This window comes from Pedobacter polysacchareus, from assembly GCF_019802255.1.
Classification (GTDB): Bacteria; Bacteroidota; Bacteroidia; order Sphingobacteriales; family Sphingobacteriaceae; genus Pedobacter; species Pedobacter polysacchareus.
In genome coordinates this window covers 904145-916522 of sequence record NZ_JAHYSS010000001.1, presented here as the reverse complement: position 1 = coordinate 916522, position 12378 = coordinate 904145, and the positions used below count along the sequence as shown (strand labels likewise).

12 protein-coding genes are annotated in these 12378 nt (G+C 38.9%); 2 read left to right on the top strand and 10 right to left on the bottom strand.

What is annotated here, in order from left to right:
- Positions 1–15 precede the first annotated feature (15 nt).
- The 7 genes from K7X70_RS03800 to kbl all read right to left on the bottom strand — a co-directional run bounded on the left by K7X70_RS03800 (position 16) and on the right by kbl (position 5902).
- Positions 16–423 carry a hypothetical protein gene (locus K7X70_RS03800; protein WP_062546896.1) on the bottom strand — a complete coding sequence of 136 codons (408 nt, stop codon included), beginning with the start codon at positions 421–423 and terminating at the stop codon, positions 16–18.
- A 6-nt stretch (positions 424–429) separates the two neighbouring features.
- Entirely contained in the window at positions 430–1938 is a 1509-nt protein-coding gene (rlmD, locus tag K7X70_RS03795; RefSeq protein WP_222535798.1) for a 23S rRNA (uracil(1939)-C(5))-methyltransferase RlmD, read from the bottom strand.
- 178 nt (positions 1939–2116) lie between these two features.
- Positions 2117–2299 carry a hypothetical protein gene (locus K7X70_RS24370; protein WP_255606889.1) on the bottom strand — a complete coding sequence of 61 codons (183 nt, stop codon included), beginning with the start codon at positions 2297–2299 and terminating at the stop codon, positions 2117–2119.
- Between the two features lie 279 nt (positions 2300–2578).
- Positions 2579–3154: a TetR/AcrR family transcriptional regulator gene (locus K7X70_RS03785; protein WP_062546894.1), complete on the bottom strand. Its 576-nt coding sequence runs from the start codon at positions 3152–3154 to the stop codon at positions 2579–2581.
- A complete protein-coding gene (locus K7X70_RS03780) occupies positions 3154–3567 on the bottom strand; it encodes a Rieske (2Fe-2S) protein (RefSeq protein ID WP_222535797.1) in 414 nt (137 codons plus the stop codon). Before K7X70_RS03780 ends, K7X70_RS03785 begins: the two co-directional genes overlap by 1 nt.
- Positions 3568–3572: 5 nt before the next feature.
- Positions 3573–4610 (bottom strand): phenylalanine--tRNA ligase subunit alpha, encoded by a 1038-nt coding sequence (gene pheS, locus K7X70_RS03775; RefSeq protein ID WP_222535796.1) that lies wholly within the window; start codon positions 4608–4610, stop codon positions 3573–3575.
- A 104-nt stretch (positions 4611–4714) separates the two neighbouring features.
- A complete protein-coding gene (gene kbl, locus K7X70_RS03770; protein ID WP_222535795.1) occupies positions 4715–5902 on the bottom strand; it encodes a glycine C-acetyltransferase in 1188 nt (395 codons plus the stop codon).
- A 141-nt stretch (positions 5903–6043) separates the two neighbouring features.
- Here kbl and K7X70_RS03765 point away from each other — a divergent pair, with 141 nt between their 5' ends.
- The gene (locus K7X70_RS03765) at positions 6044–8494 is read left to right on the top strand and encodes a DUF5686 and carboxypeptidase regulatory-like domain-containing protein (protein ID WP_222535794.1); all 2451 of its coding nucleotides are present in this window, start codon (positions 6044–6046) and stop codon (positions 8492–8494) included.
- 59 nt (positions 8495–8553) lie between these two features.
- On the opposite strand, the gene K7X70_RS03760 is transcribed toward K7X70_RS03765, so the two are convergent.
- Positions 8554–9288 (bottom strand): hypothetical protein, encoded by a 735-nt coding sequence (locus tag K7X70_RS03760; RefSeq protein ID WP_222535793.1) that lies wholly within the window; start codon positions 9286–9288, stop codon positions 8554–8556.
- Positions 9289–9411: 123 nt separating this feature from the next.
- On the opposite strand from K7X70_RS03760, the gene K7X70_RS03755 reads away from it, so the two are divergent.
- Positions 9412–10098 carry a S24 family peptidase gene (locus K7X70_RS03755; protein ID WP_222535792.1) on the top strand — a complete coding sequence of 229 codons (687 nt, stop codon included), beginning with the start codon at positions 9412–9414 and terminating at the stop codon, positions 10096–10098.
- Here K7X70_RS03755 and K7X70_RS03750 read toward each other — a convergent pair.
- The gene (locus tag K7X70_RS03750) at positions 10089–11060 is read right to left on the bottom strand and encodes a 2-hydroxyacid dehydrogenase (protein ID WP_222535791.1); all 972 of its coding nucleotides are present in this window, start codon (positions 11058–11060) and stop codon (positions 10089–10091) included. The two genes, K7X70_RS03755 and K7X70_RS03750, sit on opposite strands and share 10 nt — an antisense overlap.
- A 107-nt stretch (positions 11061–11167) precedes the next feature.
- Positions 11168–12364: a C1 family peptidase gene (locus K7X70_RS03745; RefSeq protein WP_255606887.1), complete on the bottom strand. Its 1197-nt coding sequence runs from the start codon at positions 12362–12364 to the stop codon at positions 11168–11170.
- Positions 12365–12378 lie beyond the last annotated feature (14 nt).

The following is a 12378-nucleotide window of genomic DNA, read 5'->3' as shown; positions in this document are numbered from 1 at the left end:
ATTTTTTATGGTCTTTTATTTCTTATATGGGTAATAAATGAAGTTTGCTCCTTCCGGAACAATCACAAATACACACATAAATTCTTGTGGTTTTTTATAGCTTTTCAAGAATAGTGCTTTCTTCTCAGGGTTGATAATCCCTTTTTGCACGAACTCATCTAAAGTGGAAGCCTGAATGGTCCAGTCGGTATTTAACTCCGTTCTGTCCAGGATCATCTCTCCTATTGATACGGTATGCTGGTGCGCAACAAAGATTGGATGTGTAGAAATCCCCTCATTAAGGATCGCAATGGACACCTCTTTGATCGAATCTGAATACAATTCCAGGTCCTTTTCTAAACTCACCAATGGACTTACTTTCTTTTTATCCTCTTTTTTACCTTCTTCAGGGTCCTGCAGAGGCAACAACTCTTCAATATCCATTTTTATCTAATTAGCATCCGCTACTTCCACAGTAGTCAGACCGGTAAATTTTAATAATACAACGTTTTCAACATGCTGTGTATGTGGGAACATATCTACAGGCTTGATGCGTATTACCTCATATTTCTCTTTTAACAGCGCTAAATCTCTTGCCTGGGTAGCCGCATTACAGCTCACATACACGATTTTTTCTGCTTCCATCTCTAACAATCGAGCCACTACATCTGCATGCATCCCTGCTCTTGGTGGATCTGTGATCACCACATCAGGTTTACCATGTGCTGCAATAAAATCAGTTGTTAAAATATCTTTCATATCACCAGCGTAAAAGGTGGTATTGTTGATTCCATTTAAATTCGAGTTGAATTTAGCATCTTCAATTGCAGTAGGCACATATTCAACACCAATGACCTGCTTTACGCTACCTGCAACAAAGTTGGCAATCGTTCCTGCACCTGTATATAAATCGTAAACCAATTCATCTCCACTGAAACCAGCAAATTCTTTAGTAATCTTATACAATTCCAGGGCTTGCATAGAGTTTGTCTGATAGAATGACTTTGCACCGATTTTAAATTTCAGTCCGTTCATTTCTTCAAATATGTGATCTCTACCTGCGTAAGTAATGACTTCCTGATCGAAAATGGTATCATTTTTCTTTTGGTTGATGATGTATAAAAGAGAAGTCACCTCCGGGAAGTTAACTTTCAGGTATTCCATCATACCATCCACCTGTACTTGTTCCACATAAGCGAACACCACCACTACCATCACCTCACCTGTAGAGGAAGTACGGATGATCAGGTTTCTTAAAGCACCTTCATGGTTACGCAGATCATAGAAGCTAATTCCATTTTCCAAAGCATAACTTCTCACTTTATTTCTTAAAGTATTAGAAGGTTCTGCCTGTAAATAGCAATGCTCAATGTCTAATATTTTGTCAAAACGCAGGGGAACGTGGAAACCTAAAGCATTCATTTCCATTTCTGCCTTTTCAGGAGCAGCTATTTCTTCAACTGCAGCATTTTCATCAACTGGAACTTCAACATCTGCAATTACCGGCATATCTGCCTTATTTAACCAGCGTTTATTTGAAAAGGTATATTCTAATTTGTTTCTATAGTATTTGTTCTCTGCTGATCCTAAAATCGGCTCCATAGCGGAGATATCAATTTTAGCCAGTCTTTGCAAAGCGGCTTCTACATTTTTCTGTTTAAATGTCAATTGGGCACTATAGTCCATGTGCTGCCATTTACAGCCACCACAAGTACCAAAATGCTGGCAAAATGCCTCTGTTCTCAACTCAGATTTTACATGTATAGCCTCAATTACGGCCTCAGCGAAATTCTTTTTCTTTTTTACGATACGAACATCAACGACATCGCCAGGTACGGCTTTATCCACAAATATCACTAACTCATCTGCTTTACCTACTCCCTTGCCTTCTTCGGCAATATCAATAATACTTAAATTGGGGATAATGGTTACCGTTCCGGATTTTCTATTTCTACTCATTATGCCGCAAATTTAAGTTTTTTTTCATTGCGTTGTAAATGTTTTTCAATGATGATCAGGTAGATCTGTTCTTAATTAAGCAGCGGGAATGGTCAGGAAGCAAAAACGGAATTTCAGGACATAGGGATTTCTATGAGGCTTTTAAAGCCTATTCAACAAGAAAACTCAATATTATCTTTTACTTATCAAAAACACGAAGGATAAAACCAAAGATGCCTTCAACCAGGTCAAAGCTCATATCAAACTTCTCATCAACCAAAACAGAAATCTCTAAAACCTCTTTACTCATTGTCTTACAAGTTGATAACTTCGCTAAGTTAAGCATTTCTGTACCGAATACCAATACGGTATACGTTATCAATTTGTAAAGATTGTTTTAAGGTTTGGTGTATGGATTAAAGCAATTTATTTTAAGATTTAGGATCATCCTGCAATTGCTGAATACTAATATTCAGCAATTGAATTAACAAATGGGATAGTGGTCGGGTACTGGTCGGGAAGAGATCGGACTTATTGTAGTATTCCTCCTCCCCTTTTAGCAAAATGATGCTCGAATTCAAGTAGAATTTACAATTTTACTGCAAAAAAAACCTCCTGAGCTTTCAGGAGGTTTTCAATATCATGGAAAATTCCCAATAGTTTACAGTGCTGCTTTTACCAGAAAAGGCAGCAGTTCTTTTTGGAAACTGACAAAGTTCTTTCTCACATCAGAATCACTTACTGAAGTAAAGGCAAATGAAAACACGATGCTTTTACTTGCTTTCAATAAGAAAGCCAGCCCTTCTTTACGTGAAGGATTATTTTTGAAATGATCCAGTTCCAGGTAAGCAGACAGCAATAGAGATTCTAATTGATCCGACAAGTGTTTTAAAAACTCTTGAGAATTCGCGTTCTCCCTTACAAAGTCCCAGCCAATAAATTCATTACAAACAGTATAGGTTAGCCTGCAGGTTTTCATCACCAATGCCGTCAAATGCTCTTCTTCATTAGAAAACTGTGCTTTATTCTTTAGGATTTCATGGAGGTTTAAATCCAGATAATCCATTAAGATTGCATCTAAAACCTGTTCTTTACTCTCGAAATACTTATATATGGTAGCTTTAGCAATTCTGGCTTTTTTCGCAATTTCGTTAACACTTGTTTTGTGATAACCATATTTTCTGAATAACTCCTTTGCAGCCCTGATTATGCTTTCTTTTATTTTCTCTGGTTCCATCAATTAGATACATTTATCCTTCCACCGCTTCCAACAGAGGTGCGATATACCTTTAAATAACGTACAGCCGGCGCTTTCTGCGGACTGCCGTCAAGCAGTAAAAATTTAGCACCGCTGCATGGATCAGTTGCCGTAATCAAATTATCATCCGGAACTACTTTACAGCGCTGTTCAGGATTTACTGAACTACAGCGATCAAAGGCCACATAGCTGCTAGGAGCAAGTTTAATGATCATCAAACCTGCAACTCCCTGATTGTCGACTAATAAGATATTGTCCGTTGCTTTGATGCTAAACTCTGCTTCTGTGATCTGGAAGTTGACAAGGACATTAGGAATGTACATTCCTTCATCCTTCCCACAACCTATAAAGAGCAGTAAAACTACAAATGCGCAGGTTATCTTTTTAATCATTTAAGTTATATCAACGATGTTTTATATTGTTTCAAAAAGCGAGCGTCATTCTCAGAGAACAACCTCAAATCTTTGATTTCAAATTTCAGGTTAGCTACACGTTCAATTCCCATTCCGAAAGCGAAACCGCTAAATTTCTTTGAATCGATGCCACAGTTTTCCAATACATTCGGATCTACCATACCGCAGCCGAGAATCTCTACCCAACCACTTTGCTTACACAGCTGACATCCGGCACCTTTACAAATGGTACAAGAAATATCCATCTCAGCAGAAGGCTCTGTAAAAGGGAAATAAGAAGGACGGAAACGAACTTTTGTACCTTCACCATACAATTCCTGTACAAAATAGAATAACGTTTGTTTTAAATCTGCGAAGGAAACATTTTCATCCACATACAAACCTTCTATCTGGTGGAAGAAACAGTGTGCTCTTGCCGAAATTGCTTCATTACGATATACACGGCCTGGCATAATCGCTCTGAACGGTGGTTTTCCTTCTTCCATCATTCTCACCTGAACGGAAGAGGTATGGGTACGCAAAGCGATATCTCCCTTTTCTCCACCTTTCTTAATAAAGAAAGTATCCTGCATATCACGTGCTGGATGCTCTTCAGGAAAATTTAGTGCAGAGAAGTTATGCCAATCGTCCTCAATCTCGGGACCTTCAGCTACAATAAAACCTAATTTGTTAAAAATTTCGACGATCTCTCTTCTCACCAATGCCAGTGGATGACGGGCACCAATTTCAAAACCTTCACCAGGTAAGGTCAGATCTAAACCCAGATCCTTAGTCGTATCGGCTACTTCAGTTTGATCTTTAAGCATTTGATATTTAGCTTCCGCTAATTGCTTAAACTCATTTAAAACTTTACCCAGGACTCTTTTTTCCTCAGGTGAAACCGCCTTAAACTCATCGAAAATATCTTTGATGATTCCTTTTGTACCAAGGAACTTGATTCGGAATTGCTCTAATTCATCCGCGTTATCCGTAGAAAACGCATTTATTTCAGCTGTATATTGTGTTATCTTCTCTTGTAACATGAGGCCAAATATACAGCTATTTATATAATATTTTTATAATCGCTGAGTCCAAAAATCAACTTGAACGTGATGTCCGAGTAGAAATTGGACTCAGCGTTAATGTTTTAGATCACACCAAGTGCTTTACCTACTTTGGTAAATGCTGCAATTGCTTTATCTAAATGGTGTTGCTCATGAGCAGCAGAAAGCTGTACGCGGATTCTCGCCTTGCCCTGCGCTACTACCGGATAGTAAAAACCAACTACATAAATGCCTTCTTCGAGCATTTTAGCAGCAAATTCCTGTGCTAATTTTGCATCATAAAGCATCACCGGAACAATTGGGTGAACACCTTCTTTGATATCGAAACCAGCTTCAGTCATTTTCTTACGGAAATAAACCGTGTTGCTTTCTAATTTATCTCTTAAATCAGTGGTTTCACTTAACATATCTAATACTGCAACAGAAGCACCAGCAATTGCCGGAGCCAAAGTGTTAGAGAATAAATATGGACGTGAACGCTGACGTAACATGTCAATAATTTCTTTTTTACCAGCAGTAAATCCTCCGGATGCACCACCCAAAGCCTTACCTAAGGTACCTGTAATGATGTCTACTCTGTCCATCACGTTAAAATGCTCGTGTGTTCCACGACCAGTTTTTCCGATAAAACCTGTACAGTGTGATTCATCAATCATCACCAATGCTTCATATTTATCTGCTAAATCACAGATTTTATCCAATGGAGCGATCACTCCGTCCATAGAAAAAGCACCATCAGTCACGATGATACGGTGTCTTGCATCTTTAGCAGCAATTAATTGTGCTTCCAGATCAGCCATATCCGCATTTTTATACCTGAAACGTTTTGCTTTACATAAACGTACCCCGTCAATAATAGAAGCGTGGTTCAATTCATCAGAGATGATGGCATCCTGATCATTTAGCAAAGGTTCAAAAACACCACCATTTGCATCAAAAGCCGCAGCATATAAAATGGTATCTTGTGTACCTAAGAATTTAGATAATTTCTCTTCCAGCTCTTTATGTACATCCTGAGTACCACAGATGAAACGTACTGAAGACATTCCGTAGCCATATTTATCGATGGCTTTCTTAGCTGCCTCCGTTACACGTGGATCAGAAGATAAACCTAAGTAGTTATTAGCACAGAAGTTGATTACTTCTTGGCCAGTACTAATTTTGATATCTGCACCTTGTGGGGTAACAATCACACGTTCACGTTTAAATAAACCGTCTTTTTCTATTTGCTCCAATTCTTGTTGAAGAACAGGTTGTAATGTTTTATACATACTATTATTTGCTTGTTGCAACCAAAGTTATAAAAATATCGTCTTACCTGAACAACCTTGTGCAATACCCATTAACAAACTTTAACAAAAATTTGCTGTTAACTAGGAATACATATCCGATATTTAGGCATTAATCCATTTATGAAGAGAATCCAACTTACGCTTTTACTGATACTTGTCGCAGCCAGCGCCCTGTTTGCTCAGGAATTCAAATTAAAAGGGAATATTAAAGATACAAATGGGGATGTCGTTCCTTTTGCTTCTGTATATGTCAAAAACACAACAAAAGGTACTTCTGCAAATGTAGATGGTATTTATGCGCTTGCTTTAAATAAAGGCAGCTTTACGATTGTCTACAAAGCGATTGGTTATAAGGCGGTAGAGAAAAACATCACCATTAGCGAAGAAACCCTGGAAAACGTGATTTTAACCCAGGAATCCTATAGCTTATCCGGTGTCACCATTGATGGAAATGCAGAGGATCCTGCTTACGAAATTATCCGTCAGGCCATCAAAAAAAGAAAACAGCACCTCAGGGAAGTCCCGGCTTATACCGCTGATGTTTACATTAAAGGTGTTCAAAAGCTTGTAGGTGCACCAAAGAAATTCTTCGGCAGAGACATTCAAAAAACACTGAACCTGGATACCAATAGAAAAGGAATCCTTTATTTGTCAGAATCTACTTCTTTGTTCTCTTTCGAACTGCCAGATAAAATACATGAAGAAATGATTTCTTCCAAGGTAGCCGGCAGAAACAATGCCTTCAGTTTCAATAAAGCTTCAGATCTAATCATTAATTTCTATCAAAACATTTTACTTGAAAATACACTTAGCACACGTGGTTTTGTATCTCCTATCGCCGATAATGCCCTTTCTTTTTATAAATATAAATTATTGGGTGTGGTGATTGAAAACGGAAAAACCGTGAACAAGATCGAAGTTATCCCTAAAAGAGACCATGATCCTGTTTTCCATGGTACCATTTATATTATTGATGACAATTGGCATTTAGTCAATGCGGATGTATACCTGACCAAAAGTTCAGGCATCAATTTAATAGACACCCTAAAAATCTCCCAGCAATTCCTGAAAGTCGAGCAGGCCTACATGCCTTCCAATATCAACTTCCAATTTAATGGGAATGTATTGGGCTTTAAATTTGAAGGTTATTATGTGGGGGTGTACAGCAACTATGATATCCACCCTAAATTCCCTAAAAATTTCTTTAACGGGGAGATTTTAAAAGTCACCAAGGCAGTCAACAAGAAAGACTCTTTGTTTTGGTTAAATAACAGGCCTATTCCTCTTACCCAGGATGAAAGTCGCGATTACGTCAGAAAAGACAGCCTTGCTGCCTTAAAAACTTCCAAACATTACCTGGATTCTGTAGAAAAAGCGAATAATAAACCGGGGCCGTTTAAGCTATTGATTGGTGGTTACACCCTAAACAACCGTTACGACAGAAAGAGTTTAAGGTTTGACCCGATCTTACCGGCTTTATTTTACAATACGGTAGAAGGTTTTGGGATGCGATATGGTATTACATATACGAAACGTCTGGAATATGGTGAGTATTACCAAATCAGACCAGAGGTACGTTATGGCTTATCCAACAAAGAACTCACTGCATCAATTAGTGGAACATATTACTATGATGCGGTTAAACGTGCCAGCATTACTGCCAGCGGCGGATCTGGAATCTTCGATTTGAACAATCTTGGCAGTATGAGTTTGATAGGAAACTCCTTCAACTCCCTCCTTTTTGAAACCAACTTCTCGAAATTTTACAAGAAAGAATTTGTAAACATCGGAACAGAGAGAGAGCTGGCCAATGGTTTAATGGGTAGTTTAAAAGTAAATTACAGCAAAAACTACAACCTAGTCAATACCACTAGTTTTAAAATCAGAGATTTGAAAGCGGAGGAATTCACGTCCAACAATCCTTTCACCCCTGAAACAGAGACCCCCTTGTTCCCTACCTATGAATCTTTCAGTGTTGATGCCTCTTTAAAATATACATTTGGGCAAAATTATATGACGATGCCCGATCGTAAAATCTACCTGGAGTCGAAATACCCAACCTTTAGTTTATCCTATAAAAAAGGCATCAAGGGTATCATGAGCAGTGATGTAGATTTTGACCTCATCTCCGCTGAAATTTTTCAAAACAGGATTAGTTCCGGACTATGGGGCTACTCTTCCATTGTGATTGGCGCTGGTAAATTCCTAAATAACAATCAGGTGTATTATCCGGAGTTTAAACATTTCAGCGGTAACAATTCTTTGTTTAGCGTACCGAATATGAGAAAATTCCTATTTCTGGATTTTTATCTGTTCAGTACCGACCGCGAATATTTCGAGGCTCATTTTGAACATAACTTCTCCGGAAGGTTCAGTAGTAAAATACCGATCCTTCGTAAGTTAAAACTGGAAGAACTGGTGGGGGTAAGTTACCTGAGCCAGCCATTAAAAAGAAACTATACAGAGTTTTACTTCGGACTGCAGCGCCTCATCTTTAGAGCCGCTTACGGCTTTGCTTATGACGGCAATAAAAGAGTCAACCATGGATTCCGATTGTCTTACGGATTCTAAAAACCTTATAAGTAAGAATTGCCGAGGCCATAAGGATAGCCTAGGCAATTCATATCAACTTAAACAGGTATCAGTCCATGTTGCTGAACAATACTCATGATCAAATGGGGTGGAAAAAACCGATAATCCTTGTTCTGAAATTCGACATCTATAGGCAGTACTTTCCATCCCTCATCTCCTTTAATGCGAAGTTCATACATGACATGAACTGTTTCCAATAACCGCTCCAGAAGCTCGTGCATCGGATAGGATACCTGACCATTTTCACATTCATCAGACATAGGAGTATCTCCAAGGCTATAGAACAGCAGCATATCCAGCTCATCCTGCCATGCGGCTAAGGATTGATATTGGAAGAGTTGTTCAAATACCAGTTTCACATTGTTGATCTCTTCGTCTTCTAATACCCGGCAATACTTCATTTTGTCATCTTTCATTCTTTTACCAACTTCTATAAAACCTTTTCTTCTCCACATTCCGGAAACCTGGAACAAGGGATCTCCCGCTTTCATGGACAAATCAATCCGGTCATTGCTCAGGATCAGCCAGGCCATTTCCAAAAAGCGCGTGATGCGCTGATGAATGGTAGCCTGCCTGGCAGGTTCATATAATTTACCAGTTTTATAAACCTTATTACTAAAGGCCAGTGCAAAAAACAGCCTGAGTTCCTGTCTGAATAATTCCAGGTCTGTTGCTTCAAAAAATTCTTCGACCACTAATAGTGGATTTTCTAATTCTTCGTCTTCCAGATACCTGAATCCAGGTACTGCCAACATATCATATCTTCTTCTCATAATACATTTAATTAATTTATAGTACAAAATGTAAACTTTAAAATATTATATTAGCTAAATAATTAACACAATCTTACGTATAATTAATCGTAACAAAAATTAATATGCATAAAAATTAAAGCTATGAGGAAAAACATTTATTCAGAGAGCGACCAGGCTGGCGCCAGGCTCAGAGAAATCCGTTATGCGAAACAAATGACCCTGATACAATTCTATCATCCGATTACCAAACACATTGGGAATTGTTCTTCTATAGAAAGCGGAAGAAGAAATATTGGGAAAAGATTGTCGAAAGACCTCATTGATTACCATAAAATCAATCCAAGGTATTTAAATACAGGAATGGGTGAGATGTTTTTAAGGTCGGCAGATTCAGATGAACATCTACCGCAGGTAGAAGAAGGCGTACCTTATTTTAATGTAAACCTTGGGGAGATTACGGTAGGAGACCTCAATGTATTTCAGGAACCTCCGGAATACTACGTCAATTACCTTCCTTTTAATGACTGCGATGCTTACCTCCCTGTTTATGGGGATAGTATGTATCCTAAATTCAGCAATGGAGAAATCATTATTGTCAAGGAGATTAAAAACAGGGAGGTCATTCAATGGGGAGAAGCTTACCTGATGGTCACAGATGAAGTTTCTAACAACATCACCACAGTAAAGCTGCTTTTTGAGCATCAGGATCCCGATCAGATTATACTGCGTTCCTTAAATCCGGATTATATGGGAGATACCGTTCTTCAGCGAAAGGCCATCAAACGTATATTTCTGGTCAAGGGTAAGGTGACCAGAAATCACTTATAGACTTCTGGATTTACCGGAAAAGGAATCCGTTCTCCTTTTAAACCTGCAATGACATTTCTAGCTGCTAAAACAGACATGGCGGCACGGGTTTCTTCGGTGGCGGAACCAATATGCGGCAGTACAGCAACATTGGGCATTTGCAATAGCGGATGGTCGGGTCTCATGGGTTCAGGGTTGGTGACGTCCAATCCTGCGCCCCAGATCTTTCCTTCCATCAGCGCCTTTAGCAGATCCTCTTCCTGATGGATCGCCCCTCTTGCGGTATTGATAAAGATCGCGGAGGGCTTCATCACGTTAAATGCAGCCCAGTCAAACTTCCCTGCTGTTTCCTGGGTTAAGGCGGTATGCACGGTAAGGACATCGCTTTGCTGCAGCAAGGTTTCGAAGGATACCCATTCTGCGCCTAGTTCTTGTTCTGCGGATTCATTTCGGGATCTGTTGTGGTAGATGATTTTCATACCGAATGCAGCTTTACAGCACCTGGCCATCTCTAAACCAATTTTCCCCAGTCCGAAAACGCCAAGTGTCTTTCCCCTAAGTTCTATACCCAGATTAGCGGTAGGATCAAAGAATCCCCATTCTCCCTTTTCGATGGTTTTATGCAAGTAAAATGCTTTTCTAGAAGTGGCCAGCATCAATAAAAAGGCGGTATCTGCTGTTGCAGCACTCAATACACCGGGTGTATTTCCGATAGGAATATTTAAGGAAGTTGCAGTATCTATGGCTACGTGGTCAAAGCCTACCGAGTGTAAAGCAATTACTTTCAAATGGGAACAAGCCTGTAGAAATGACGCATCCAGCTTTGTACTCACACTCAACAAGGCATCACTTTGCTTGCAATAGGCAATCAGTTCCTCTCGGGTCAATGCCCTTTTCTCCTTCCACTCCTGGATTTCAATTCCTGCTTCTTCCAATAATTGCCGACCTTCTTCAGGAATGATCCTAGTTATAAACACCTTCATAAATCTCACTTTAAATATAAATTCAACAACCAATCTCAGTAAATGTTCAGAAAATAAAAAAGGCGGTCCAGATTATGGAGCCGCCTTTCTCTTCTATCTTTATGGAATTAAAGACTTAATTTCTTACGAATATCTGAAGGAAGACCTTTTTTGTTTAATAAGAAAGCAGTGGTTTTGTATTTCACAAAGTTCTTGCTCACGTATAAGTACCCTTTATAATCGTTCGTTACACCCCATGAGTTTTTCACGATGTAATATTCTTTACCATTTTGATCTTTAGCGATACCTGTAATCTGCATACCGTGATCATCCGTAGTCTGGTAGTTATCGAAAGCTGCCTGACGCATCTCTACTGTGATTTCTTTCTCTGGTTTAGGACCATTAAACATCGTAGCGCGTTCTTCTTTAGACATATCTTCAAAATCTTTTTCCGGAACAAAGGCAACACCATTTTTCCAGCTAAAGCCTTTTTCACTTACGTCTGTAGCCCATGCAACTGTATATCCTTTTTTCAATGCATTGTCGATCACTTTTGTAATGTCGTCCATCTGTACATTATAAACCTGATCGTAAGACCAGTTGTCTGGCACCATTAATACCGTTTTAGTATAGTAAGGAGCAGTAGTGAAAGAAGAAAGTTCTACATAATCAGCTGGGTTAATACCTACTACTTCTTTAGCGAAAGTCTTAGGCGTATATTCTTTTCCTTCAAATGTGAATTTCTCTGGAACAGCACCTAGACAAGAATCAATAGTAGAGATATATTTAGTTTTCCAGGTTGGATCAAACTTTCCTGAAGGTGCATTTACTGCTTTATCAAGAATCGCTTTAGTCAACTTGTTCATGTCGTCAGATTTATTAGCTGCTGTACCGTAGTTTCTACCGTCATAAGCAGATTGCGGCATTGCACCATACAAAGCAAACATATTGATCACATCATGACAAGCACCGCCATCCCCTAAAGTTAAGGCACCATGCATACGTACATAGTTGATTCCTTTTTCAACATAAACATTACGTGCAGTAAAAATATCAGCAAGATCTACTGGTTTTTTACCTGCGCGAATCATTTCTGATTCTAAGAAAGAATTGGTACTATAGCTCCAGCATGTTCCTGAAGACTGTTGGTTCTTTACAGAAGTCGCTTCTGCATTGATTACCGGGGTAAAAGTGAAGCTATTTTTACTATCTGTACTGTGGTTATTGCTTAGTGCATTTACCAGGTTATCCTGAGCAAATCCACTACCTGCGCTAAATAAAAGGCCTGCCGCCAATAGCACTGGTTTCATAGAAATTTTGGTCATTTTTTGTATTTAAA